Origin of the sequence: Massilia sp. UBA6681 (genome assembly GCF_002454935.1) — a bacterium.
Taxonomy (GTDB): domain Bacteria; phylum Pseudomonadota; class Gammaproteobacteria; order Burkholderiales; family Burkholderiaceae_D; genus Telluria; species Telluria varians.
In genome coordinates, this window is the sequence record NZ_DKJX01000057.1 from 72159 (window position 1) to 96213 (window position 24055).

General features: G+C 65.6%; 22 protein-coding genes. 13 read left to right on the plus strand and 9 right to left on the minus strand.

All coding sequences use genetic code 11. The features are described 5' to 3' along the window. Positions 1 to 38 precede the first annotated feature (38 nt). Both B2R83_RS09885 and B2R83_RS09890 read right to left on the minus strand, forming a co-directional pair. Positions 39 to 752, minus strand: a complete 714-nt coding sequence (locus tag B2R83_RS09885; protein WP_292040620.1) for a flagellar brake protein — start codon at positions 750 to 752, stop codon at positions 39 to 41. A 169-nt stretch (positions 753 to 921) separates the two neighbouring features. After that, entirely contained in the window at positions 922 to 1377 is a 456-nt protein-coding gene (locus B2R83_RS09890; RefSeq protein WP_036213206.1) for a fasciclin domain-containing protein, read from the minus strand. Between the two features lie 126 nt (positions 1378 to 1503). On the opposite strand from B2R83_RS09890, the gene B2R83_RS09895 reads away from it, so the two are divergent. Then, positions 1504 to 2466: a MerR family transcriptional regulator gene (locus tag B2R83_RS09895; RefSeq protein WP_292040622.1), complete on the plus strand. Its 963-nt coding sequence runs from the start codon at positions 1504 to 1506 to the stop codon at positions 2464 to 2466. A gap of 14 nt (positions 2467 to 2480) precedes the next feature. On the opposite strand, the gene moaC is transcribed toward B2R83_RS09895, so the two are convergent. Continuing rightward, positions 2481 to 2984, minus strand: a complete 504-nt coding sequence (moaC, locus tag B2R83_RS09900; protein ID WP_209587200.1) for a cyclic pyranopterin monophosphate synthase MoaC — start codon at positions 2982 to 2984, stop codon at positions 2481 to 2483. Between the two features lie 125 nt (positions 2985 to 3109). Between moaC and B2R83_RS09905 the strand changes: the two genes are divergently transcribed. Next, positions 3110 to 4654 (plus strand): M48 family metalloprotease, encoded by a 1545-nt coding sequence (locus tag B2R83_RS09905; RefSeq protein ID WP_292040623.1) that lies wholly within the window; start codon positions 3110 to 3112, stop codon positions 4652 to 4654. A gap of 1 nt (position 4655) precedes the next feature. On the opposite strand, the gene B2R83_RS09910 is transcribed toward B2R83_RS09905, so the two are convergent. From B2R83_RS09910 to B2R83_RS09920, 3 genes are read right to left on the minus strand one after another with little or no spacing between them, the layout of a single operon-like run. Beyond that, on the minus strand, positions 4656 to 5243 hold the full coding sequence (locus B2R83_RS09910; RefSeq protein ID WP_292040624.1) for a DUF2946 family protein: 588 nt from the start codon (positions 5241 to 5243) through the stop codon (positions 4656 to 4658). Positions 5244 to 5247: 4 nt separating this feature from the next. Beyond that, positions 5248 to 6234 (minus strand): YheT family hydrolase, encoded by a 987-nt coding sequence (locus B2R83_RS09915; RefSeq protein WP_292040625.1) that lies wholly within the window; start codon positions 6232 to 6234, stop codon positions 5248 to 5250. Positions 6235 to 6269: 35 nt separating this feature from the next. Next, a complete protein-coding gene (locus B2R83_RS09920; protein ID WP_027865446.1) occupies positions 6270 to 6464 on the minus strand; it encodes a zinc-finger domain-containing protein in 195 nt (64 codons plus the stop codon). A 213-nt stretch (positions 6465 to 6677) separates the two neighbouring features. On the opposite strand from B2R83_RS09920, the gene B2R83_RS09925 reads away from it, so the two are divergent. The 11 genes from B2R83_RS09925 (at position 6678) to B2R83_RS09975 (ending at position 17809) form a co-directional block, all read left to right on the plus strand. Then, positions 6678 to 7439, plus strand: coding sequence for an AzlC family ABC transporter permease (locus B2R83_RS09925; RefSeq protein ID WP_292040626.1), 762 nt, complete (start codon positions 6678 to 6680; stop codon positions 7437 to 7439). Continuing rightward, positions 7432 to 7776 (plus strand): AzlD domain-containing protein, encoded by a 345-nt coding sequence (locus B2R83_RS09930; protein WP_292040627.1) that lies wholly within the window; start codon positions 7432 to 7434, stop codon positions 7774 to 7776. The genes B2R83_RS09925 and B2R83_RS09930 overlap by 8 nt, the downstream gene beginning before the upstream one ends. Positions 7777 to 7818: 42 nt before the next feature. Next, entirely contained in the window at positions 7819 to 9027 is a 1209-nt protein-coding gene (locus tag B2R83_RS09935) for a phosphoglycerate kinase (protein WP_292040629.1), read from the plus strand. 82 nt (positions 9028 to 9109) lie between these two features. Further along, positions 9110 to 10570, plus strand: a complete 1461-nt coding sequence (pyk, locus tag B2R83_RS09940; protein ID WP_152571001.1) for a pyruvate kinase — start codon at positions 9110 to 9112, stop codon at positions 10568 to 10570. Between the two features lie 19 nt (positions 10571 to 10589). Then, entirely contained in the window at positions 10590 to 11654 is a 1065-nt protein-coding gene (gene fba, locus B2R83_RS09945) for a class II fructose-bisphosphate aldolase (RefSeq protein WP_036213183.1), read from the plus strand. A 143-nt stretch (positions 11655 to 11797) separates the two neighbouring features. Beyond that, entirely contained in the window at positions 11798 to 12694 is an 897-nt protein-coding gene (locus B2R83_RS09950) for a phosphoribosylaminoimidazolesuccinocarboxamide synthase (RefSeq protein ID WP_036213180.1), read from the plus strand. Positions 12695 to 12698: 4 nt separating this feature from the next. Beyond that, positions 12699 to 13211, plus strand: a complete 513-nt coding sequence (gene purE / locus B2R83_RS09955) for a 5-(carboxyamino)imidazole ribonucleotide mutase (protein WP_292040630.1) — start codon at positions 12699 to 12701, stop codon at positions 13209 to 13211. Beyond that, entirely contained in the window at positions 13204 to 14397 is a 1194-nt protein-coding gene (locus tag B2R83_RS09960) for a 5-(carboxyamino)imidazole ribonucleotide synthase (RefSeq protein ID WP_292040633.1), read from the plus strand. The genes purE and B2R83_RS09960 overlap by 8 nt, the downstream gene beginning before the upstream one ends. A 2-nt stretch (positions 14398 to 14399) precedes the next feature. Next, positions 14400 to 15428 (plus strand): L-threonylcarbamoyladenylate synthase, encoded by a 1029-nt coding sequence (locus B2R83_RS09965; protein ID WP_292040635.1) that lies wholly within the window; start codon positions 14400 to 14402, stop codon positions 15426 to 15428. A 261-nt stretch (positions 15429 to 15689) separates the two neighbouring features. Continuing rightward, positions 15690 to 17057: an SGNH/GDSL hydrolase family protein gene (locus B2R83_RS09970; protein ID WP_292040638.1), complete on the plus strand. Its 1368-nt coding sequence runs from the start codon at positions 15690 to 15692 to the stop codon at positions 17055 to 17057. 68 nt (positions 17058 to 17125) lie between these two features. After that, complete coding sequence (locus B2R83_RS09975) at positions 17126 to 17809, plus strand: OmpW/AlkL family protein (protein ID WP_292040640.1); 684 nt, start codon at positions 17126 to 17128, stop codon at positions 17807 to 17809. Between the two features lie 122 nt (positions 17810 to 17931). Here B2R83_RS09975 and B2R83_RS09980 read toward each other — a convergent pair whose 3' ends face one another. From B2R83_RS09980 to B2R83_RS09990, 3 genes are all read right to left on the minus strand, one after another. Then, the gene (locus B2R83_RS09980) at positions 17932 to 20874 is read right to left on the minus strand and encodes a TonB-dependent receptor (protein ID WP_292040642.1); all 2943 of its coding nucleotides are present in this window, start codon (positions 20872 to 20874) and stop codon (positions 17932 to 17934) included. A gap of 123 nt (positions 20875 to 20997) precedes the next feature. Further along, positions 20998 to 22812, minus strand: a complete 1815-nt coding sequence (locus tag B2R83_RS09985; protein WP_292040643.1) for a glycoside hydrolase family 28 protein — start codon at positions 22810 to 22812, stop codon at positions 20998 to 21000. Between the two features lie 7 nt (positions 22813 to 22819). Next, complete coding sequence (locus B2R83_RS09990; protein ID WP_036213162.1) at positions 22820 to 24046, minus strand: DUF4861 family protein; 1227 nt, start codon at positions 24044 to 24046, stop codon at positions 22820 to 22822. Between the last annotated feature and the right edge of the window lie 9 nt (positions 24047 to 24055).

Below are 24055 nucleotides of genomic sequence, written 5' to 3' on the forward strand. Positions count from 1 at the left end.
TACCATGGACATCATTTGGAGCGGGGGAAGGCGCGTCCCTAGACGATCTTGAGCCGGTCCGCCAGCAGCGCCTCGTAGGTCATGTTCTGCAGCAGGGTGTAGTGCACCGGATCGAGGTCGACGAACTGGACGCCGTAGCTGTAGACATCGGGCTTGTCCGGCGCCGGCCGGGCCACCGTCATGTTCCGGATCGCGGCCAGGGTCTCCACCGGCACTTCCTCGTTGGTGGGCGGCGTCGCCAGCGTGAACGCCAGCGTGAGCACTTCGCTGTCGGCCGGCAGCGGATAGTTCGAGTCGATCCTGGCTCCGGTCACCGAGACGTTGGCCAGCGTGCAGGCGATCGGTGACGCGGCCCCACTCGCCTTGAATACACGCGCCGGAATGTCGGCCCTGACCCGCATCGCACCGCGCAGGCTGGTGCCCTGGATCGCGGTCGGGAAAGACAGGTGCACGTAGTTCAGCGGCCGCGGGAAGACCCGCTCGACCGAGCACGCGAACGAGCACACGTTCACTCCCGAAAACACCCGGATCGTTAGCGGATCGCCTTCCGTCATCGCGATCGGCGCGCCGTTCTCGGTCGGAATCTTGATGATGAGGTATTCGTCCTTGACGTAACCGATCAAGGTCGAGAAATACTGGGCGGGCTTGAGGTGCCGGTAGGTCATCACCTGCAGCCGAACGCCGACCTGCAGGTTCATGGTTTCGAACTCGAATTCCTGGGGCTTGAGTTCGCGGGCTTGTTCGGTGGTCATACGATGCGGGCCAGATTCGCCGTCGGGACGACGTGCGGGAGGCGGCATCATATCAGCTTACATGTATGTTGACAGTGCCTTATTCGAGTGGTGAATATTGGTGAGATTACGGGCGGAGAGACGTCACGAAAACCACCGCCGATGCTGTGATCGGCGGTGGGAACATGGCTTACTTCGGCATGATGACCGTATCGATCACGTGGATGACGCCATTGTCCGCTGCGATATCGGTTTTCGTGACGGTTGCCTTGTCGACCATGACTTTGCCGCCGCTGGTGCTGACCTTGAACGCGTTGCCTTCAACGGTCTTGACCATGCCCGGCTTGACGTCCGCCGCCATCACCTTGCCTGGAACCACATGGTAGGTCAGGACCTTCGTCAATGCTTCCTTGTCCTTGAGCAGGGCGTCCAGCTTCGCCTTCGGAATCTTGGCGAATGCCGCATCCGTCGGCGCGAACACCGTGAACGGACCGGGACCTTTCAGGGTGTCGACCAGGCCAGCTGCCTGCACGGCGGTGACCAGCGTATTGAAGCTGCCGGCCGACTTGGCGGTGTCGACGATATCGGCAGCCTGGGCCGAGCCGAGGGACAGAGCAAACGGGACTGCGAGGAAGAATCGTTTCATGATGCGCTCCTTGGGGTAGGGGTGAATGAAATGAACTTGTCCCGATAATATAGAAAAATTTGGCGAAATGTCTAAGTCATGAACCTATAATTTCTTATATATATGGTTCAAAAACGGTGCATAGCAATGGAAAATTTCGAAAAAGCGGTTCAGCATACGGTTGTCTACCGTGCCGGTACAGCTGCTCGCATGGCTGGCTTGCCAGTCGAAACCTTGCGTGTATGGGAACGGCGCTATCAGATATCCGACACCCAACGCTCCATGCATGGACAGCGCCTTTACTCGGCTGAGCAAGTCGAGCGTCTTGCCTTGCTCAAGCAACTGGTCGACCAGGGGCACGGCATCGGCTTGCTGGCCAGCTTGTCACGTCAACAATTGGAATCGATGTTGGAGCAGCACAATCCGGGACAGGCCTCATTGTCGGCTGTACCGATACGTGCGGCGGTCGTGGGAGCAAGCTTGCCGCGCAGGCTGGTCGCGCTCGGCGCCGACGCGATTGGGCTCGACCTGCGCCTGCGCTGTGCCACGCTGGCCGAGCTCGGTCAGGAAGACGTCGACGTTGATGGCGAGGTGTTGATTGTCGAGAAGGCGGAACTGGACGATACGGTATTGCCCCGCATCGAAGCCCTGCGCGGGCGCATTCCAGCCGCGATCCTGGTGCTGTACCGTTTTTCGTCCGGAGCAACGATCCGGGCCTTGCGCAACGCCGGCTGCCTGGTGGCCCGCCTGCCTGCCGACTTGAGTGAACTCCTGCCCTTGTGTCGGCTTGCGATGCAGGGAGAGCGGATACCCCTGTCTCATACACCACCACCGGTGCCTGCGCCGCGCTATGGAGACGAAACACTATCGATGCTGGCACAAACAAGCGGGCGTCTGGCTTGCGAGTGCCCGCGGCATCTGGCCGAGGTCTTGATGACCGTCGGGAGTTTCGAGCGCTACAGCGCTCAGTGCGCGCTACGCAGCCCGGAAGATGCCGAACTTCACGCGAGCTTGCAACGCAGCGCGGGTCAGGCCCGCGCCCTGCTGGAGGACGCCCTGGAGCGGCTCGCGCTTGCCGAAGGCATCACCGTGGTGACGAACCGCGCTTGAGAGTGCCGGCTGCGTCAGGACAGGGCGGCCGTCCAGTCGCCGCTCTTGCCGCCATGCTTCTCCAGCACCCGCACATTCGTCATCACCATCCCGCGATCGACCGCCTTGCACATGTCGTAGATGGTCAAGAGACCAACCTGCACCGCGGTCAGCGCTTCCATCTCGACCCCGGTCTTGCCGATGGTCTCGACCTGCGCCCGGCAATGCACGCTGCTGGCCGCCGCGTCCACCTCGAAATCCACCGCCACCCGCGTGATCGGCAGCGGATGGCACAGCGGCACCAGGTCGCTGGTCCGTTTGGAAGCCATGATCGCGGCGATGCGGGCAATCCCGATGACGTCGCCCTTTTTCGCATTGCCCGACTGGATCAGCGCCAGGGTCTCCGGCTTCATGCGGATGGTGCCGGCCGCCACGGCGATGCGGTGGGTGTCCTGCTTGGCGCCGACGTCAACCATGTGGGCCTGGCCGGTGGCGTCGAAGTGGGTCAGGTGCTCTGCGGGCGGGGTGGAAGTGCTCATTGCTAACCCAATAAGGTTGTTAAACAAAGTGTTTCGCCGTGCAGCAACGCGGCTGCGGATAGGGTTATCATAGCATTGTGAACTACGCTCCCCGCCCAGCATCGGCGCGCCGCTGGCGCCCTGCGTTGACCGCCATTGCCCTGTGCACGGCGGCCGCCCTCGCCATTGCCGCACCCGCCGAGCCACTTCAAAAGCCGAACAACCTGCGCCTGCCGACGCTAGGCGACACCGCGCGCCAGGACCTGTCGCCGGTACTCGAGCGCAAGCTCGGCGAAGAGATCATGCGCGACGTCCGGCGCGACCCGGCCTATCTCGACGACGACCAGATCACCGAGTACCTGAACAACCTCGGCAACACGCTGCTGTCGTCGGTGCCCGGCGCGCGCGGCGAGACCAATGCCGATTTCACCTTCTTCGCGATGCGCGACGTGAACCTGAACGCCTTCGCCCTGCCGGGCGGCTTCATCGGCGCCCACACGGGCCTGATCGTGGCGGCACAGAAGGAGTCGGAGCTGGCCGGCGTGATGGCGCACGAGATCGGCCACGTGTCGCAGCGTCACATCGCCCGCATGATCGGGCAGCAGAAGCAGGACGTGCTGCTGCCGCTGGCCTCGATGATCCTGGCCGCGCTGGCCGCCAAGGCAAGCTCCGATGCCGCGATGGGCGTCCTGATGGGCGGGCAGGGCCTGGCCGTGCAGCGCCAGCTCAATTTCAGCCGCGAGGCCGAGCGCGAGGCCGACCGCGTGGGTTTCCAGATCATGGGCGCGGGTGGCTTTGACGTCACCGGCATCGTCGGCTTCTTCAGGCGCCTGCAGAGCGCCACCAAGCTGTCGGGCGACATCCCCGCGAACCTGGCCCACCTGAGCAGCCACCCGCTGACGGCCGAGCGCATCACCGACATGCAGGCGCGCATCCGCGAGATGCCGAAAAAGGCGCGCGTGGACAACCTCGACTTCCAGCTGGTGCGCGCGCGTGCCCGCGTGCTGCAGGACGAGAGCGTCGGTGGCCGCCGCGAGGCGAAGAACGCGCTCGACGCCCAGCTCAAGGAATCGCACCGCCACCTGCAGGCCGGCGCGCAGTACGGGCTGTCGCTGCTGGCGCTGCGCCAGGGGAACCTGGTCGAGGCCCAGGAATGGCTCGACAAGGCGCGCGCCACCGTCAAGCCGAAGGAGGGCGTGCTCTCTGCCGAATCGAACGCCGGCGACGGCGCGGCGATGTTCGCCGGGCTGTCCGTCGAGATCAAGCTGGCGCCCGGCCAGGGGCCGGCGATGGCCGAGCAGGCGGTGCAGGAAGCGGATGCCGCGCGCCAGCGCTATCCGCTGTCGCGGGCCATCGCGCGCCAGTACGGCGAGGCGCTGATCGCGGCCGGCAAGTTTGAGGAGGCCACCCGCTACCTGCGCGACCAGACCCAGCTCTACCGCGAGGAACCGAAGCTGCACGACATGCTGGCGCGCACCTATGCCAAGCAGGGCAAGATCGCCCTGCAGCACATGGCGCTGGCGGAATCGTATGCGCTGGCGGGCGCGCTGCCGGCAGCGGTGGCGCAGCTCGACCTGGCGCGCAAGGCAGGCGACGTGTCCTTCTACGACCAGGCCGTCATCGATGCGCGCGAGCGCGAGCTGAAGGCGCGCCAGAAGGCCGAGAAGGAAACCGAGAAGGACTTCCCGTAGATCAGGTCCCGGGCGCCTGTACGTAGCCGAAGCGGCGCTGCAGCGCTTCCGCCGCCAGCCGTTCGACGCGCACGCGCCCGCCCGGCAAGGCCAGCGCCAGCTCGGCCGAGTCGTCCTCCAGCCAGGCCATGATCGCTTCCACCGAGGCCGGCTGGCCGTCGAGCTCCATGCGCGCCAGCACCTGGGCCACGTCGCGGTCGTCGAGCTGGGCGACGATTTCGCCGGCCTGCAGGATCACGGCGCCGGCATCGGTCATGTAGGCCGCTTCCACCGCCGCCAGCGCCTGGCCGGTCTGCAGCACGAAGCCCTGGCTTGGGTCGGTGCGCGCGATGAAGGGCGTCGCTTCCAGGTTCACGTACACGCGTTGCGGACCGTTCTGGAAATACCAGCGGCCCTTGTCGTCGTGCGCGTAGTTACGGTTGATGAAGCCCACCAGCGCCGCATTCGCCAGCTTGTCGCCCGGCGCATTGGCGCGTTGCGCCGCCTCGTCGCGCATGCGCCAGTTGCCGCGCGCATCCAGCGCCAGCCAGCCGTAGCAGTGCGGTACGTTCGGCCACTTGGCCATTGCCTGTTTTACGATGTCGTCCATAGTCTCAAGCTTCGCATGGTTCGAGCGCGCCGGGCGCGCGGCTTGCGGCAGGCGCCGCGCAGTCGAAGAAGGCCAGGATGCGCCGCGGCAGCCAGTCGATCCATCCGGGGAAGGGCCCCACGGCGAAACCCACGTGCCCACCTTCGTCAGGATACTCCAGCGTCACCGCTTTCGAGGCGGACTGGGGCAAGTGCTGGCCGGGCAGGAAGGGGTCGTTGCGGGCGTTGAGCACCAGCGTCGGCACGGTGATCTCGTGCAGCACATGGCGGGCGCTGGCGCGGTGCCAGTAGTCGTCGGTGTCCTTGTAGCCGTGCAGCGGCGCGGTCACCACGTTGTCGAAGGCGTAGAGGTCGCGCGCCGCCATCAGGGCGCCGCGGTCGAACAGGCCGGGGTAGCGTTCCAGCTTGGCCAGGCACTTGGGCTTGAGCGTCTGCAGGAACATGCGCGTGTACAGCATGTTGAAACCGGACGACAGCGCTTCGCCGCCGCGCGCCAGGTCGAGCGGCGCCGACACCGCGCAGGCGGCCTCGACGATCTCCGCCCCATGGCCCGACTCGCCCAGCCAGCGCAGCAGCGCATTGCCGCCCAGCGACACGCCCGCCGCGAACAGGGGACCGGGGGCGCGTGCATGCAGCTTCCTCAGCACCCAGTCGACTTCCGCCGCGTCGCCGGAATGGTAGAAGCGCGGCATCAGGTTGGCTTCGCCCGAGCAGCCGCGGAAGTGCGGCACCGCGCCGGACCAGCCGCGTGCGCGCAGCGCCGCCATCAGCGAGCGCGCGTAATGGCTGTTGGACGAGCCTTCCAGGCCGTGGAACAGCACGACCAGCGGCTTGCCCGGCTGGCCGTCGACGAAGTCGACATCGATGAAGTCGCCGTCGCTGCTGCTCCAGCGCTCGCGCCGGTAGGCGACGGGCGGTTTGGCGACGCAGGTCGCCGGATAGATGGTCTGGAGGTGGCCGCCAGGCAGCCATGCGGGCGCGCGGTAGTGCATGGAAGATCGGTGCGGCTGGCGCCGCACCGGGAAGATCAGTGGTGCTTGAGCTCGACGCCCGGGGCCAGACGGTACTGGGTGCCGCAATACGGGCACTTGGCATCGCCGTGGTGGTCGAAATCGAGGAAGACGCGCGGGTGCGAGGACCACAGCGGCATTGCCGGATTCGGGCAGTGTGCCGGCAGGTCTTTGGCCTCGAGTTCCACCACAGGCATCGTCTTTTGGTTCATCTGTTTTTCTCCATAAAAGGGAAATGGCAAAGACAAGATTCTATCCGATTCAACCTGCATATCGAAATGATCGGTAGAATTACCAGCTGATCATAAACGAGCCCGGGGGCATTGCGCTGCCAGCCTGGCGCCGCACCCTTACATGCGTTTCATGCCCGACCGTTTCAAGCCCGTCGCCGCATCCGCCCCATACGGCAGTTGCAGGAAAACAACATGACCCCGGCCCTGCCGCCGGGCCAGCAAGCAGCTGTCACCACGGAGCCCACCGAAGCCCACGACCCCGCCGCCTGGCGCGAGGGCTTCAAGACCGGCCTGCCTTCGCTGTTCGGCATCGGCGCCTGGGGCCTGGTGGTGGGCATTGCGATGGTCAAGAGCGGCCTCACCGCCGCGCAGGCGGTCGGCATGACCCTGCTGGTATTCGCCGGATCGGCCCAGCTCGCTTCACTTCCCCTGATTGCCGCTGCCGCACCGATCTGGGTCATCTTCGCCACCGCCCTGGTCGTCAACCTGCGCTTCGTCATCTTCTCAGCACTGCTGGGCCCGCACTTCGCGCACCTGCATTGGCGCCAGCGCTTCCTGCTCGGCTACGTCTCCGGCGACCTGACCGTGGCGATGTTCCTGCAGCGCTATCCGACCGCCGAACGCGTGGCCGGCAAACTGTCTTACCTGAAGGGGCTGATGTACCCGAACTGGTTCGCCTGGCAGATCGGCTCGCTGATCGGCATTTTCCTGGGCAGCGCCATCCCGAGCGAATGGGGGCTGGGCTTTGCCGGCACGCTGGCGATCCTGTGCATCATGGTCCCGCTCATCATCAACAATGCGGCGCTGTGTGGCGTCGCGGTCGCCATTGCGGTATCGGTGCTGGCCTACGGCCTGCCGTACAAGCTCGGGCTGCTGCTGGCCGTCCTGGTCGGCATGGTCACGTCGATGTTTGTCGAAGAGTCCCTCGCAAAACGAAAGGCACGCAATGGCTGATTGGGAAATCTGGCTCACCATCGGCGTGCTGTGCGTCGCCACCGCCGCCACCCGCAGCTCGTTCTGGCTGATCGGCCACCGCGTCACCATCCCGCCCCGGGTGCAGGAGATGCTGCGCTATGCGCCGGCCTGCGCGCTGGCCGCCATCATCGGGCCCGACCTGCTGATCGACACCCAGGGCCAGACCCAGCTCACGCTGGCCAATCCCAAGCTGATCGCGGCGCTCGCCGCCCTGGCTTTCTACCTGTGGCGCCGCAGCATGCTGATGACGATCATCTTCGGGATGCTGGTATTCACACTGTTGCGTGTGTTACACGTTTTTGGACAGGTCGGCTAATGTACAATGACGTTTTTTCACTTTTTCATTGTTGACTAGCCAATGGACGACGTTCTCAGTTTCACCCGTTTGCAAGACCTGATCGACCGCGATGCGCTGAAAAACAAGCGCGTATTCATCCGCGCCGACCTGAACGTGCCGCAGGATGACGCTGGCAATATCACCGAAGACACCCGTATCCGCGCCTCCGTGCCGGCGATCCAGGCTGCCCTGAAGGCCGGCGCCGCCGTGATGGTCACCTCGCACCTGGGCCGTCCGACCGAAGGCGAGTTCAAGCCGGAAGACAGCCTGGCGCCGGTCGCCGCGCGCCTGTCCGAGCTACTCGGCCAGCCGGTGGAACTGAAGCAGAACTGGGTCGATGGCGTGGACGTCGCGCCGGGCCAGGTTGTTCTGCTGGAAAACTGCCGCGTCAACAAGGGCGAAAAGAAGAACGCCGACGAGCTGGCCCAGAAGATGGCCAAGCTGTGCGACGTCTACGTCAACGACGCCTTCGGCACCGCGCACCGCGCCGAAGCCACCACCCACGGCATCGCCAAATTCGCACCCGTGGCCGTGGCCGGCCCTCTCTTGGGAGCTGAACTGGATGCGCTGGGCAAGGCCCTGGGCCAGCCGACCCGTCCGCTGCTGGCCATCGTGGCCGGCTCGAAGGTGTCGAGCAAGCTGACCATCCTGCAGAGCCTGGCCGGCAAGGTCGATAACCTGATCGTCGGCGGCGGCATCGCCAACACTTTCATGAAGGCCGTCGGCCTGAACATCGGCAAGTCGCTGGTCGAGAACGACCTGGTCGGTGAGGCCAAGCAGATCATCGACATGATGGCCGCGCGCGGCGCGCAAGTGCCGATTCCGGTGGACGTGGTCTGCGCCAAGGAATTCAGCCCGACCGCGGCGGCGACCGTCAAGGACGTGGCCGACGTGGCGGACGACGACATGATCCTGGACATCGGCCCGAAGACCGCCGCCATGCTGGCCGAGCAGGTGGCCAAGGCCGGCACCATCGTCTGGAACGGCCCGGTGGGCGTGTTCGAATTCGACCAGTTCGCCGAAGGCACCAAGACCCTGGCGATGGCGATCGCCAAGTCGAACGGTTTCTCGATCGCCGGCGGCGGCGACACCCTGGCCGCGATCGCCAAGTACGACATCGGCGACCAGATCGGCTACATCTCGACCGGCGGCGGCGCCTTCCTCGAGTTCCTGGAAGGGAAGACCCTGCCGGCAGTCGAGATCCTGCTCCAGCGTAAATCCAAACAATAAGTAATCAGTACCAGCGCAGCCCAGTGGCTGCGCTTCTCTTTTCAGAACCAAGGATTCCAGACACATGCAAGCTGCGCGCCCCCTGTACAACGCCACCAAGATCGTTGCCACCATCGGCCCGGCATCGACCGACTTCGACATCCTCGTCCGCATGATCCGCGCCGGCGTCGACGTCGTGCGCCTGAACTTCTCGCATGGCAAGGCGCAGGACCACATCGACCGCGCCGCCCTGGTGCGCCGCGCGGCTGCCGAATGCGGCGTCGAAGTGGCGATCATGGCCGACATGCAGGGTCCGAAGATCCGCGTCGGCAAGTTTGAAGAGGGCAAGATTTTCCTGAACAACGGCGACAAGTTCATCCTCGACGCCCGCTGGGGCGAGAACGGCGAGCTGGGCAACCAGGACCGCGTGGGCCTCGACTACAAGGCGCTGCCGCGCGACGTCAAGCCGGGCGACAAGCTGCTGCTGAACGACGGCCTGATCGTGCTGATCGTCGACAAGGTCGTCAACCACGAGATCTTCACCACCGTGAAGGTGGGCGGCGAGCTGTCGAACAACAAGGGCATCAACCGCCAGGGCGGCGGCCTGACCGCGCCGGCCCTGACCTCGAAGGACATGGAAGACATCAAGACCGCGATGAGCTTCCAGGCCGACTACCTGGCGATCTCTTTCCCGAAGAACGCCACCGACATGGAAATGGCGCGCCAGCTGGCCAACATCGCCGGCGAACCCTACGGCCACAAGCCGATGATGATCGCCAAGATCGAGCGCGCCGAAGCCATCCCCGTGCTGCAGGAAATCCTGGACGCCTCGGACGGCATCATGGTCGCGCGCGGCGACCTGGCGGTGGAAGTGGGCAACGCGGCCGTGCCGGCGCTGCAGAAGCGCATGATCAAGATGGCGCGCGCCTCCAACAAGCTGGCCATCACCGCGACCCAGATGATGGAGTCGATGATCGTCAACGCCGTGCCGACCCGCGCCGAAGTCTCGGACGTTGCGAACGCCGTGCTGGACGGCACCGACGCCGTGATGACCTCGGCCGAGACCGCATCGGGCAAGTACCCGGTCGAGACCGTCGAAATGATGGCCGCGATCTGCCTCGAGGCCGAACAATCCGAATACAACAAGCAGGATGCAGATTTCCTGAATGTCCAGTTCACCCGCATCGACCAGTCGATCGCCTACGGCACCCTGTTCACGGCCCATCACCTGAAGGTGAAGGCGATCGTGGCGCTGACCGAATCGGGCTCGACCGCACTGTGGATGAGCCGTCACTCGATCGACACCCCGATCTTCGCCCTGACCCCGCTGCAGACGACGCAGCGCAAGGCATCGCTGTACCGGAACGTGCGAGCATTCCACCTGCTGCAGGAAGGTGGCAGCCACGCGGTGCTGCGCAAGGCCGAAGAAGTCCTGATTCGCGAAGGCATGGTGCGCAAGGGCGACCTGATCGTCGTGACCTGGGGCTCGCCGATGGGGCAGGCCGGCGGCACCAATGCGCTCAAGATCGTGCGCGTGGGCGAGCTGGATGAAATAGTTTCTTAATTGTTTGGAGTAATCAACCATGGCACTCGTATCGCTGCGTCAACTGCTGGACCATGCCGCCGAAAACGGCTACGGCTTGCCGGCATTCAACGTCAACAATCTTGAGCAAGTGCAGGCCATCATGGCCGCCGCCGACGCCACGTGCAGCCCGGTCATCATGCAAGCCTCGGCCGGCGCCCGCAAATACGCAGGCGAAGCCTTCCTGCGCCACCTGATCGACGCCGCCGTCGAAGCCTACCCGCACATCCCGGTCGTCATGCACCAGGACCACGGCCAGTCGCCGGCGGTCTGCATGGCCGCGATCCGTTCGGGTTTCAGCTCGGTGATGATGGACGGTTCGCTGGAAGCCGACGGCAAGTCGGTCGCTTCCTACGAATACAACGTGGAAGTCTCGCGTGAAGTCGTCAAGTTCGCGCACTCGATCGGCGTGACGGTCGAAGCCGAACTGGGCGTGCTCGGTTCGCTGGAGACCATGAAGGGCGACAAGGAAGACGGCCACGGCGCCGACGGCACCATGACCCGCGAGCAGCTGCTGACCGACGTGGCCCAGGCCGCCGACTTCGTCGCCAAAACGCAATGCGACGCCCTGGCCATTGCCATCGGCACCTCGCACGGCGCCTACAAATTCACCCGCAAGCCGACCGGCGACATCCTGGCGATCGACCGCATCAAGGAAATCCACGCCCGCATCCCGAACACCCACCTGGTGATGCACGGCTCCTCGTCGGTGCCGCAGGAACTGCTGGCGATCATCCGCGAATTCGGCGGCGACATGAAAGAGACCTACGGCGTGCCGGTCGAAGAGATCCAGGAAGGCATCAAGCATGGTGTCCGCAAGATCAACATCGACACCGACATCCGCCTGGCCATGACCGCTGCGATCCGCAAGTACATGTTCCAGAACCCGTCGAAGTTCGACCCGCGCGACTACCTGAAGCCGGCCCGCGAAGCCGCCACCGAGATCTGCAAGGCGCGCTACCTGTCCTTCGGCTGCGAAGGCATGGCTGCCAAGATCAAGCCGGTGCCGCTGGAGAAGATGGCCGAGCGCTACAAGGCAGGCGAGCTGGCCCAGATCGTCCAGTAAGCAGTGCGTCCATTGTCTTACCGCCCCAGGGGCGGTGAGACAATCTGAATTGACGTAAAATGTCGCATTCGGTCCAGGCCACCCCCGGCCTGGACGCCTTCACCGGAGGCCTTCTCCGGCTCTGTTTCCCTGATATCCCTTCTATGAACAGCCTCTACAAATCCACCATCAAGTCCCTGCCATTGCTCGGTCACGGCAAGGTGCGCGACAACTACGCTGTCGGCGACGACAAGATCCTGATCGTCACCACCGACCGCCTGTCGGCCTTCGACGTGGTCATGAACGAGCCGATCCCCGGCAAGGGCATGGTGCTGAACCAGATGAGCGACTTCTGGTTCGAGAAGCTCGGCCACATCGTGCCGAACCACCTGACCGGCGTGGCGCCGGAAAGCGTGGTGGCCCCGGATGAAGTCGAGCAGGTGCGCGGCCGCGCCGTCGTGGCCAAGCGCCTCAAGCCGATCCTGGTCGAAGCCGTCGTGCGCGGCTACATCATCGGCTCGGGCTGGAAGGATTACCAGGAAAGCGGCGCCGTCTGCGGCATCCAGCTGCCCGCCGGCCTGCGCCAGGCCGACAAGCTGCCGCAGCCGCTGTTCACCCCGGCCGCCAAGGCCGACATCGGCGAACACGACGAGAACATCTCGTTCGAGGAAATGGAAAACCGCATCGGCAAGGAACTCGCCGCCAAGATGCGCGACATCAGCATCCAGCTCTACACCACCGCCGCCGAATACGCCGCCACCCGCGGCATCATCATCGCCGACACCAAGTTCGAATTCGGCCTGGACGACAATGGCGTGCTGCACCTGATGGACGAAGTGCTGACCGCCGACTCCTCGCGCTTCTGGCCGGCCGATTCCTACGCGCCGGGCATGTCGCCGCCGTCGTTCGACAAGCAGTTCGTGCGCGACTACCTGGAAACCCTGACCGACTGGGGCAAGACCGCCCCGGCCCCGGCACTGCCGCAGGACGTCATCGAAAAGACCCAGGCCAAGTATTTCGAAGCCATCGAACGCCTCACCGGCGAGAAGCTGAAGGCCTGAGAAGATGAGCGAGCAAGCAAACAAGCCAGTTGTCGGCGTCATCATGGGTTCCTCGTCCGACTGGGACGTGATGAAGAATGCCGTGGACATCCTGAAGCAGTTCGCCGTGCCTTTCGAGGCGCAGGTGATCTCGGCGCACCGCATGCCGGACGAGATGTTCACCTATGCGGAAACCGCACGCGAGCGCGGCCTGCGCGCCATCATCGCCGGGGCAGGGGGCGCCGCCCACCTGCCGGGCATGGTGGCCGCCAAGACCATCGTGCCGGTGCTGGGCGTGCCGGTGCCTTCGAAGTACCTGCGCGGCGAGGATTCGCTGCTCTCCATCGTGCAGATGCCGAAGGGCGTGCCGGTGTCGACCTTCGCCATCGGCGAAGCCGGCGCCGCCAACGCGGCCCTGACCGCGGTGGCGATCCTGGCTGCGACCGACGATGCGCTGGCGCAGAAGCTGCTGGCCTTCCGCGCCGAGCAGACCGCGGCGGCCCAGGCCATGACTCTTCCCGTGTTGACGCATGAGTGATTCGTTTCTCCCAAGCGCTGCCAACAAAGGCGCGTCGACCTGGCTCGGCGTGATGGGCGGCGGCCAGCTCGGCCGCATGTTCGCCCATGCCGCCCAGGCGATGGGCTACAAGGTCGCGGTGCTCGAGCCCGCCGCGGACTGCCCGGCAGGGCAGGTCGCCGAGCGCCTGATCAACGCCGGCTATGCCGATGCGAACGGCCTGGCCGAATTGGCCCAGGCCTGCGTCGCCGTCACCACCGAATTCGAGAACGTCCCGGCCGACAGCATGGCCTGGCTGGGCGAGCGCGCTTTTGTTGCGCCCGCCGCCTCCTGCGTATCGATAGCCCAGGACCGCATCGCGGAAAAACGCTTCTTTGTCGAATGCGCGCCGAGCTCCGGCGTGATGCCGACGCCGCACAAGACCATCGCCTCGCATGCCGACATCGACGCCATCGATGACGATCTGCTGCCCGGCATCCTGAAGACCGTGCGCATGGGCTATGACGGCAAGGGCCAGGTGCGCGTGCGCACCCGCGAGGACGTGCGCGCCGCTTTCGATGCCATGAAGGGCGTCACCTGCCTCCTGGAGAAGATGCTGCCGCTGGCCTACGAGGTGTCGGTCCTCACCGCACGCAGCCACGATGGCGCGTCGGTCGTCTACCCGATCGCCGAGAACGTGCACCGCGACGGCATCCTGTTCACGACCACCGTGCCGGGACCGAACGTCTCCGCGGCCTGCGCCAAACAGGCGCAGGATGCGGCGCGCGCCATCGTGGCCCAGCTGGGCTACGTGGGCGTGCTGTGCATCGAATTCTTCGTGCTTGCCGACGGCAGCCTGGTGGTCAACGAGATGGCGCCGCGCCCGCACAACAGCGGCCACTACACCATCGACGCTTGCATCACCAGCCAGTTCGCGCAACAGGTACGCGCGATGGCGCGCCTGCCGCTGGGCGACGTGCGCCAGCATTCGCCCGCCGTCATGCTCAACATCCTGGGCGACGTCTGGTTCGAAGGCGACAGCACTACCCCCCGCGAACCGGCCTGGGACCGCGTCCTGGCACTGCCGGGCGCCAACCTGCACCTGTACGGCAAGGACGACCCGCGTCGCGCACGCAAGATGGGCCATGTGACCTTCGTGGCGCCGACGCTCGAACAGGCGCAGGACAGCCTGCGCCAGGCCTGCGCCATCCTCGGAATCCCGGAGTAAGGATGGCAAGCGAGAACATCGACCAGGCCGCCATCGAGGCTGCCGCACGCGCGCTGGAGCAGGGCGCGCTGGTCGCCTTCCCGACCGAGACCGTGTACGGCCTCGGCGCCGATGCCGAGAACCCGGCCGCGGTCGCGGCCATCTATGCCGCCAAGGGCCGCCCCCAGGACCATCCGGTGATCGTGCACCTCGCTCCTGGTGCGCCGCTCGACTACTGGGCAGCAAGCATCCCGCACGAGGCCCGGGCGCTGGCCGATGCCTTCTGGCCGGGCCCGCTGACCATGATCCTCAAGCGCGCACCGAACATCCCGGACGCCGTCAGCGGCGGCCAGGACACGGTCGGCCTGCGCTGCCCGTCGCATCCAGTGGCGATCGCGCTGCTGCGCGCCTTCAAGGGCGGCAAGGGCGGCGTGGCGGCGCCGTCGGCCAACAAGTTCGGTGCGGTCAGCCCGACCCTGGCCCAGCACGTGCGCGACGAGTTCGAGCAAGACGGCACGCTGGCCATGGTGCTGGATGGCGGCGCCTCGCAAGTCGGCATCGAATCGACCATCGTCGACCTGTCGCGCCTGGCCACGCACGGTCCGGTGCTGCTGCGTCCGGGCCAGATCAGTGCCGAGGCGATCGCCGCGGTGATCGACCAGCTCCCGGCAGCTCCCGACGCCGCCGCGCCGCGCGCCTCGGGCACGCTCGAATCGCACTATGCGCCGCATACGCCGGTGGCGATGCAGGACAGCGCCACGCTGCGCCAGACCCTGGCTGAACTGGCGGCGGCGGGACGCAAGGTCGCGCTGATCCACTACTCGGACATGCCGAGCACGCACGCCGCGCTGCGCCTGCCGGCCACGCCGGATGGCTTCGCCCACGCCCTGTACGCCGCGCTGCGTGCGATGGACGGCCAGGGCGCGGACCTGATCCTGGTCGAAGCGCCGCCGCAGGGCGGAGCCTGGCTGGGCGTGAACGACCGCCTGCGTCGCGCCGCGCACGGCTCGACCGGCATCGTCCACGGCTTGCTGAACCAAACCGCTCAGTAAGCGCGCGTCTTCGCACACCTGAAGCGTCTTCAGGCACAACGCCCGTACGTACGGGCGTTGTTCTGTGTCACACCGTTCAAAAACCCTTTCTTTCCAGATCGATAGCGGCGCTATAATCGCCGCCCGATCTGTTTGCCACGTGTCACTAAAAACTGACGTGCGGGTAAGCAATTCCTATACAAGCAAGTTGAACACTGGCATATTATTGTGAAACGAATAGCACGCCCGTTCGTTTCAAATAAAACCAATTTAGGAGACACAATGCGTCAAACCAAACTCGCGCTCGCCCTGCTAACGGCAGCGGTGCTGGCAGCCTGCGGCGGGACCAGCCCAAGCGGCGGCGACCAAACGCAAAAACTCAGCTTCACCCAGCAGGTCTCCTTCGGCGACAGCCTGTCGGACGTCGGTACCTATGCCGTGGGCGCGGTCAAGCAGGCCGGCGGCGGCAAGTTCACCATCAACGGCGATGGCACTGCCAAGAACTCTGAGCTGAACGGCAAGATCTGGGTCGAATTCCTGGCAGCCGAGCTGAAACTGCCGGCGCCTTGCGCGGCCCAGACCGGCCTCGAAGGCGACGCGTCGCGCGGCTTCTCGGTAGCGATCAGCAACAACCTGAACTGCTTCAACTATGCCCAGGGTGGTTCGCGCGTGACCAACCCGATCGGCCCGGGCAACAAGGCCACCGGCTCGCCGATCGGCGAAATGACGGTGCCGCTGGTGACCCAGGTCGCCAACCACCTGTCCCGCACCGGCAACAAGTTCAGCGGTACCGAGCTGGTGACCATCTTGTCCGGCGGTAACGATGTGCTGATGGCCCTGAGTACCCTGTCGGCCCAGGCTACGGCGGCAGGCAATGCCGCCGGTGCCCAGACTTTCGCCACCTCGCTGACCGCCCAGCTTGCAGCCGGCGCGACCAATCCGCAGACCGCCGCCCAGGCGATCGGCGCGGCTATCGCCACCGAGAGCGCACGTCCGGGCAATACTTCGCAGACCATCGTGGCCGCCGCCGTGGGCGCCGCCGCGCGCCAGCCCGGCAACGCCGCCGTGGCCCAGGTGTCGGTCTATGGCCCGATGGTCACGAAGGCCCAGGCCGACGCCACCGCTGCCGGTGCCAAGGCCGGCGCCGACTACGCCGCCACCAATGGTCCGAAGCTGGTCCAGGACCTGGGCACAGCCGGCGCGCAGATGGCCGCCCTGGTGAAGAACGAGATCCTGGCCAAGGGCGCCAAGTACGTCATCGTGGCAAACCTGCCCGACGTCGCCAGCACCCCGGCCGGCAAGTCTCGCACCGCCGACATCCAGCAGCTGATCACCGCGATGGTCAACGCCTTCAATACCCAGCTGAAGAACGGCATCGGCGCCGACGACCGTATCCTGTACGTCGACCTGTACAGCGTCAGCAATGACCAGGTGAAGAATCCGGGGCCGTATGGCCTGACCAACACCACCAGCCCGGCCTGCGGCCCGAACGCACTGGGCACCACGTCCCTGATCTGCACAAACAGCAATACCGTGGCCGGTGACGTCAGCCGCTACATGTTCGCCGACGACATCCACCCGACGCCGTTCGAGAACAACCTGATCGCACGCCTTGTTCTCAAGGAAATGGCGGTCAAGGGCTGGCTGTAATCGACAGGCTGCACGACAGCGGAGGGCCCGCCACCAGGCGGGCTCCCATCACAGAATCAGGAGATAACATGAAAGTACGTTTCAACAGCGTCGTCAAGGTGCTGGGCGTCGCCGCAGCGCTGGCCTGCGCTTCGACCGCGTCAGCCCAGTCCGCCGGTCAGTTCACGGCCAAGGTCGGCCTCAACCAGCTCACCCCGAAGGTCGAAAGCGGCGACATCGGCGCGCCAGCCCTGCCGGGCTCGAAGGGCGACGTCGACCGGGACATTCAGCCGGTGCTGGTCCTGGCCTACGGCCTGACCGACAACATTTCGCTCGAGACCGCGCTGGGCACGCCCTACAAGCACAAGATCTACGGCGCGGGCGCCATCGCCGGCACCGGCCAGCTCGGCACCGTCGAGGCGCTGCCGGCGACTCTGTTCGCCCAATACCGCTTCGGTGCCCCGACGGCCACTTTCCGTCCCTTCGTTGGCATCGGCGCGACGTATGCCTATTTCATGAAGGAACGCGGCTCGGCCAAGATGACCGCGATTACCAACCCGGGCAGCGGCGTTCCGACGACCTTCAGCATCGACAACAAGTTCACTTACACCGCCCAGGTCGGCATGGCCGTGAACTTTACCGAGAAATGGTTTGCCGACGTCACGCTCAACAAGGCCCGCCTGCGCACCGACGTGCACTTCTCGACCGGCCAGACCCAGCACATGAAGCTGGACCCGGTATCGGTGATCCTGGCTGTCGGCTACAAGTTCTAAGCGGCGTTTCATCCTGCCCGAAGGCTCGCCGCGTGCGGGCCTTTTTCTTTGCGGCGCGCACGATGAAAAAAGCCCGCGCAAGCGCGGGCTGTCAAAGCTCCCAAGGAGAGGAGAGGAAGAAATCAGAACTTGTAGCGCAGCCCCGCCAGGAACTCGCGTCCGGTCACGTTGTTCACCACCACGCTGTTGCGCGCGCGGCTGATGAACTGGTCGTTCGGCTCGTTGGTCAGGTTGACGCCTTCCAGCGTGAATTCCAGCTGCTCGTTCCACTTGTACGAGAGCGACACGTCCACGTTGAAGGTCTCGTTCTTGCCCTCGACGTCGTTGTTGTTCTGGCCCGGCACGCGGGTCAGGAAGGACGAACGCTTGGCGCCCGAGACGCGTGCGCTGAACTTGCCGTCGTCATAGTAGAAGGTCGCGTTCCAGGACTTCGGCGAGAGGTTCAGCAGGTCGTCGACGATGCGCTCGCTGCTGGTCGGCGAGACGGCATACTCGATCTTCGAGCTCACCTTGGTGTAGTTCAGCACCGTGCCGAAGTTGCGGCCCCAGCCCGGCAGGAAGGTGAACGGCTGCTGGTAGTTCAGCTCGAAGCCCTTCAGCTTGCCGCCATCGGTGTTGATCGGGGCGGTCACCTGGAACTGCTCGTCGCCGCTGAAGTTCGCCGGCAGCAGCGACAGCGGCAGGCCGGTCTCGCGGAAGGCCACGTTGGTGCGCAGCGACTGGATGTAGGTGTCGATGTTCTTCTGGAACAGGCCCAGGCCCACGAAGGCGTTCTTGCCGAAGTAGTACTCGAAGCTGGAATCGAAGGTCTTGGCGCGGAAGGGTTTCAGCAGCGGGTTGCCGGTGTTGATGGTCAGGGTGCCGGTGGTCGAGATGGTGCCGCCCGGCGACAGGAAGCCCAGTTGCGGACGGGTCATCACCTTGGCCGCGCCGAAGCGGACGATGAAGTCGCGGGTCAGGTTGGCCGCGATGTTCATCGAAGGCAGGGTGTCCTTGTACTCGTGGTTCACCTTCACCGCGGTGCCGCCGCCGGCGGCCTGGTAGCCGATCGCTTCCAGCTCGGTCTTCACGTGACGCACGCCGAAGTTGCCGCGCAGCGGGATGTCCCACAGGTCGTACTTGAACTCGCCCATCAGGTAGAAGCCGTCGTCGCGCTCGGTGACGGTGCGGTTGTTGCCGCGCGCATTGCCGTTGGTGATCGACGACAGGGTGAAGTCGCCCGGACCGCCCGCGGGGCCGGCCTTGATGCAGTTGCAGTAGATGTCGTAGGCGGCCGCGATGGCGCGCAGGTTCGGGATCACCCAGCCAGTCGCGTTCCCGGCCGGCATGTCGAGGCCCTTGCCGAAGCCGCTGACGGTCGTCGTCAGGCCGCTCGATCCTGCCGCCGGCGCGAAGATCGTGTCGTTCTGGTTCACGCGGCGGAATTCGTAGGTGTCCGACTCGTACTTCTTGCGATTCACGCCGCCCTTGAAGCTCAAGTGCTCGCTGGCTTCCCAGGCCAGGTCGAACTGGCCGACGTCGTTGACGTTGGTCGCGCCCTGCGGACGGATGCGGATCTCGCTGGTAGTGGTGTTCGGCACCGTGGTGGGTTGGGTACCGCTGGCCACTGCCGGCACGCCGATGATGCCCAGCGCGCCGTTGCTTGCCATCGGGTCGAACGGATAGCTGATCGCCGGCAGGCGCTCGTTGCCGCGGAAGTCGATGGTGTAGCCGTTCACGTTCAGCGCGTCCAGCGTGACGGTGGTCTGCACCGGATTGCGGAACTTCGAGTTCGCGCGGCCGACCTTGGCGCTCATGCTCCAGGTGTCGCTGAACTTGTGTTCCAGCGTCAGGGTCGGCTGGCTGAAGGTGGTGTTCAGTTCGTCGAAGCGCGATTCCGAGCGGATGTCCACGCCGTTGTAGCGACCATACAGAAGTGCGCCGTTCGGCGCGTATTGCGCTTCGACCACGCTCATCTGCGGCTTGCCGCCCTGGGCGGCGCTGCGGCTGAAGGACATCGCCTGCAGGAAGTCTTCCTGGCGCGTCGCATCCAGCTTCGAGTACAGCATGTCGAAGGTGAGCAGGGTGCCGCGCTGCGGGCGCCACTGCACCGAAGCGGTCAGGCCCAGGCGGTCCTGGTCGTGGGTCAGGCGGCCGTAGCGTGGCAGGCGCGGGTGGAAGTTACCGGCGCTGCTGGCGGCGTTGTAGGCTTCCGTCGCGGCTGCGGACGCCGGCAGGCGCGGCACGCCCTGGGCCGCCGGGCCGCAGGTGGTGGCGGTGGAGTTGACTGGGTTGTTGGCGACGCCTTGCGGCGCGCACCAGCCGCCCGATGAGGGACCGTTATCCCAGCGCACCGTGCTGAAGCCTTCTTCCAGCACGCGGCGTTTCGAGAATGCGCCCGAGACCAGCACGCCGAGGGTGCGGTCCATGAAGGTGTTCGACAGCATGAAGGCCACGCGCGGGTCAATCTTTTCCGAGCCGTCGTTGTACTTGCCCTTGGCCGCGATGGTGGCGTTGAAGCCTTTCAGGTCGAAGGGGCGCAGGGTCTGCAGGTCGACGGTGGCGCCGAGCGAGCCTTCGTCGACGTCGGCCGAGGAGCTCTTGCGCACGGTGAGGGAGCTGAACAGTTCGGAGGCGAACACGTTGAAGTCGAAGCCGCGGCCGCGGTTGGTGCCGCCCGAGCTGTCGGTGCCGCCGGTGGTGGCCAGGCCCTCGATGCCGTTGATGCGCACGCGGGTGAAGTCCTGGCCCAGGCCGCGCACCGTGATGTTGCGGCCTTCGCCGGCGTCGCGGTCGATCACCACGCCCGGCACGCGCTGCAGCGACTCGGCCAGGTTCGTGTCCGGGAACTTGCCCATGTCTTCCGCCTTGATGACGTCGACGATGCCGTTGTCTTCGCGCTTGGCGTTCAGCGCGCTCTCGAGCGAGGCGCGCAGGCCGGTCACCTGGACGGTCTGGATCTGTTGCGGCTGGGAGGCTGGGACGTCCTGGGCGAAAGCCGCACCGATGGACAGGGTGGACACCGAGGCAGTGCCGAGCAGGCACAGGGTGAGTTGGCGTAAGGCGGCACGCGGCGCTTGTTTCATGCTGTCTCCATTGCGTTTTTTATCTAGATCTGGTCAGGCCAGTTTCTAGATTTTACGGCAATATTGACAGATGTGGTCAGGCCAATTCAAATAAATACATGAACCGGCCTGACCTCTCCCAGATTAGGGATTGCTGGACGACAGGGTCGTGTTGTAGAGCTTGCCGCCGATGGTGACCTGGTCCAGGGTGATGCCGGTGGCGTTGTGCAGGAACCAGGGTTGGGCCGCGTTCTTCGGCGTGCCGAAGTCCGAATCGCTGATGCGCATGCGCTGGATCGGCAGGATCGGGGTGCCGGCCGGTCCGTTGAAGCTGGACGCCACGGGCCCGAGCAGCACGAAGGCCTGGTAGCACGAGAACTTGCCGGAGCCGGTGTCCACGTTGCCGGCACGGACACCGCTGATGACGATGTCCGACACCTGCGGCGGCCGGGTGCGCACCGCGTCGTCGCCCGGCACGTAGTCGCAGTCGATGGTGATGATCGCGCCCGCGGTCGAGGCCACCGGCTGGGTGATTTCCTTCGCACCCGGCAGCGGCTTGTACATCATCGGCTCGATCCTGACGCCGTTCGGCAGGGTGACGTCGCGCACGTACAGGTGGCGCAGGAAGCCGCCCCGGTTCATGTTGGTCTTCAGGCGGATTGCGGTGTTCAGCGGCTTCTTGGCCCAGTGCATGTTGCGGAACTCGAGCTGCTGCGCGTACACGTGCTCGATGCCGCCGGCCATTTCGCTGCCCAGGGTCACGCCGCCGTGGCCGCTGTTCATGATGCAGCGCTGGATCACGATGTTGCGCGTCGGCCCGAACCCCGTATCGAGGTTCTTGCCGGCCTTGATCGCGATGCAGTCGTCGCCGTTGTTGAAGGTGCATTCCTCCACCAGTACGCCGTCGCAGGCCTCCGGGTCGAAGCCGTCGCTGTTCGGGCCCAGGCTTTCCATGTTCACGCCGCGCATCGCCAGGTCCCGGCAGTTCACGGGGTGGTGCAGCCAGAACGGCGCCGCATTCACCTGGTAGCCCTGCAGCAGCACCTTGCTGCAGCCGATGAATTCGATCATGCACGGGCGCAGGAAGTGGCCGTGGCCAAACACGCGGCGCGCCACCGGCACGCCCGCCTCCGACAGGGCCGGCAGGTAGCGCGAATCGGTCTGCCAGCCCTCGCCCTGGATCAGGGCGCGTTGCGCCTCGGGCAGGTTCGGCATCACCTTGTCCAGCGACAGATTGGCCGGGTTCGGCGCGATCTCGGTGCGGGTGCGCGCAGGCGTGCCGCGGCCTTTCCAATCCCACCAGCACTCGTCCGGCTTGTCTTCGAAAGGCACGCCGCCCTGGCCGTTCAGGATGCTGGTCCAGTCGGCGCCGGTGAGCGCGATATTGGTCTGGTTGTGGGCATAGACCAGCGGCGAGTAGTTCAGGACGTCGTTGCCCTGCCAGCGCGACAGGGTCAGCTTGCCGTTGGCGCCGCAGTCGAATTCGCCGTGGCGCGCATAGTGTTCCGGGTTGGCCGAGAAATGCACGCGCGCGTTTGCCGCCAGGTGCACGTGCACGTTGGAGCGCAGCACGATCGGCCCGGCGCAGTACCAGTCGCCGGCCGGGATCACGACCCGGCCGCCGCCCTTGGCGTGGCAGGCCGCGATGGCCGCCGTGATCGCCGGATAGGCGTCGGGCGAGCCCTTGGCCGGGGTGCGAAGTACGCCGTTGACCAGGGACGCGGTCTGTCCCTTGACCTCGACCATCGAGCAGGGCTTGGCGCCGAAGGCGGTGATCGGGAAGTCTTCCTCGCGGAAGCGCAGCGGGGTGGCGAAGCGCGCGACGATGTCGGCGGCGCGCTGCCACGGATCGCCTGCGGCCTTATTGCTGGAGGAGGTGGCGCAGCCGGCGCCGGCGAGCAGCAGGCCGGCGGCGGGAACGGTGCGCAGCAGGGCGCGGCGGCGGGGCTGGAAGCGCATCGTCACCTCACTTGCCCGACTTGGCCGGCTTTGCGAGGATCACGCGCACCGGATTGCCGTCGCGCGCAGCGGTGTCCTGCGCCAGCCGCTGCCACTGGGCGAGCGTGGTGACGTCGCCGGCGCGGCTCCAGGCGCCGCCGGCGTAGTAGCGCAGCGGCTTGCCGGACGTGGCCTTGGCCAGGATCAGCTCGTTCAGCTTGTCCTCGGTGAAGCCTTCCGCGCCCGGCAGCACCACCGCGGTGCCGAAGGCGCCATTGCTCTTCTGCTCGATCCACTGCAGCAGCACCGGACCTTCGCGCTTGACCGCGATGACCGGGTCCTGGCCCTTGTCGCTCGGATTCTTGTTCAGGCCCACGGCAACCGTGATCGGATCATTGCCTTCGAACTGGAAGGTGCTCTCGATGCGGTCCAGCTGGCGGCCCGCGTCGACCGTGAAGCGCTTGACCTCGCTGACCGGCTTTCCGGCCGCATCCCAGGCGGCGTAGTGCAGCTCGAAGACCGCGCGCACCGGGCCGTTGGCCAGCACCTTCCACGAGGCGTAGTTCACGCTGGTGTACAGCTGCTTGCCGTCCCACACGCCGGTGCCGCCGGCGCCGCGCGACTTGCCGACCTGGTACATGTCCATGCCCTCGCCCTCGTCCTCGTGGTAGTGGTCATGGCCCTTGTTGTACCAGCGGTCGATGATCGGGTAAGGCACGCGCTTGAACCACAGGTCCAGGCCGCTCGTCACCAGCACTTCCTTGTTCATGCCGGCCGGGGAGGGCGCGGCCAGGGCCGGGCCGTAGGTGCGGTGCGCCACCTTGTCGTTTTCCCAGGCGAAGTCGTCGAGGCGTTCCTGCACGTAGCGGGCATAGGCCTTCTGGGCGAACACCGGCGCCACCGTGTCGATCTTCTCGACGGTGAAGCTGGCGCTCTTCTCGCCGGGGGCGAAGCTGTGCTGGAACAGCAGCTCGCCGTAGGCGATGCCCTTGTTCTCCGGATCCTTGGACAGCGGCGCCACGTTGGTCACCTGGTAGGGCAGCACACGGCCCTTGGCGTCCTTCACGGCGATCTTCTGGATCAGGGCGCCCGGCAGGGCGGCGTTGACCTCGCTCCAGGGAATCGAGATGGTCTCGGACGGACGTGCGATGGACAGGTCGTGCTGCACGGTCACCGCCAGTTTGTCAAAGGCGTAGGCGTTCAGCGATGCGGCGCTGGTGGACAATGCGGCCGCTGCAAGGATCAGTCGTTTCATGGCTTCACT

What these genes read in the sequence shown, in the direction of transcription:
- B2R83_RS09960 (WP_292040633.1), top strand. Translation starts at nt 13,204, where the DNA reads ATGAGTGATTCGTTTCTCCCAAGCGCTGCCAACAAAGGCGCGTCGACC.
- purE (WP_292040630.1), top strand. Translation starts at nt 12,699, where the DNA reads ATGAGCGAGCAAGCAAACAAGCCAGTTGTCGGCGTCATCATGGGTTCC.
- fba (WP_036213183.1), top strand. Translation starts at nt 10,590, where the DNA reads ATGGCACTCGTATCGCTGCGTCAACTGCTGGACCATGCCGCCGAAAAC.
- moaC (WP_209587200.1), bottom strand. Translation starts at nt 2,984, where the DNA reads ATGAGCACTTCCACCCCGCCCGCAGAGCACCTGACCCACTTCGACGCC.
- B2R83_RS09935 (WP_292040629.1), top strand. Translation starts at nt 7,819, where the DNA reads ATGGACGACGTTCTCAGTTTCACCCGTTTGCAAGACCTGATCGACCGC.
- B2R83_RS09985 (WP_292040643.1), bottom strand. Translation starts at nt 22,812, where the DNA reads ATGCGCTTCCAGCCCCGCCGCCGCGCCCTGCTGCGCACCGTTCCCGCC.
- B2R83_RS09965 (WP_292040635.1), top strand. Translation starts at nt 14,400, where the DNA reads ATGGCAAGCGAGAACATCGACCAGGCCGCCATCGAGGCTGCCGCACGC.
- B2R83_RS09910 (WP_292040624.1), bottom strand. Translation starts at nt 5,243, where the DNA reads ATGGACGACATCGTAAAACAGGCAATGGCCAAGTGGCCGAACGTACCG.
- B2R83_RS09890 (WP_036213206.1), bottom strand. Translation starts at nt 1,377, where the DNA reads ATGAAACGATTCTTCCTCGCAGTCCCGTTTGCTCTGTCCCTCGGCTCG.
- B2R83_RS09950 (WP_036213180.1), top strand. Translation starts at nt 11,798, where the DNA reads ATGAACAGCCTCTACAAATCCACCATCAAGTCCCTGCCATTGCTCGGT.
- B2R83_RS09975 (WP_292040640.1), top strand. Translation starts at nt 17,126, where the DNA reads ATGAAAGTACGTTTCAACAGCGTCGTCAAGGTGCTGGGCGTCGCCGCA.
- B2R83_RS09980 (WP_292040642.1), bottom strand. Translation starts at nt 20,874, where the DNA reads ATGAAACAAGCGCCGCGTGCCGCCTTACGCCAACTCACCCTGTGCCTG.
- B2R83_RS09915 (WP_292040625.1), bottom strand. Translation starts at nt 6,234, where the DNA reads ATGCACTACCGCGCGCCCGCATGGCTGCCTGGCGGCCACCTCCAGACC.
- B2R83_RS09885 (WP_292040620.1), bottom strand. Translation starts at nt 752, where the DNA reads ATGACCACCGAACAAGCCCGCGAACTCAAGCCCCAGGAATTCGAGTTC.
- B2R83_RS09930 (WP_292040627.1), top strand. Translation starts at nt 7,432, where the DNA reads ATGGCTGATTGGGAAATCTGGCTCACCATCGGCGTGCTGTGCGTCGCC.
- B2R83_RS09990 (WP_036213162.1), bottom strand. Translation starts at nt 24,046, where the DNA reads ATGAAACGACTGATCCTTGCAGCGGCCGCATTGTCCACCAGCGCCGCA.
- B2R83_RS09925 (WP_292040626.1), top strand. Translation starts at nt 6,678, where the DNA reads ATGACCCCGGCCCTGCCGCCGGGCCAGCAAGCAGCTGTCACCACGGAG.
- B2R83_RS09920 (WP_027865446.1), bottom strand. Translation starts at nt 6,464, where the DNA reads ATGAACCAAAAGACGATGCCTGTGGTGGAACTCGAGGCCAAAGACCTG.
- B2R83_RS09895 (WP_292040622.1), top strand. Translation starts at nt 1,504, where the DNA reads ATGGAAAATTTCGAAAAAGCGGTTCAGCATACGGTTGTCTACCGTGCC.
- B2R83_RS09970 (WP_292040638.1), top strand. Translation starts at nt 15,690, where the DNA reads ATGCGTCAAACCAAACTCGCGCTCGCCCTGCTAACGGCAGCGGTGCTG.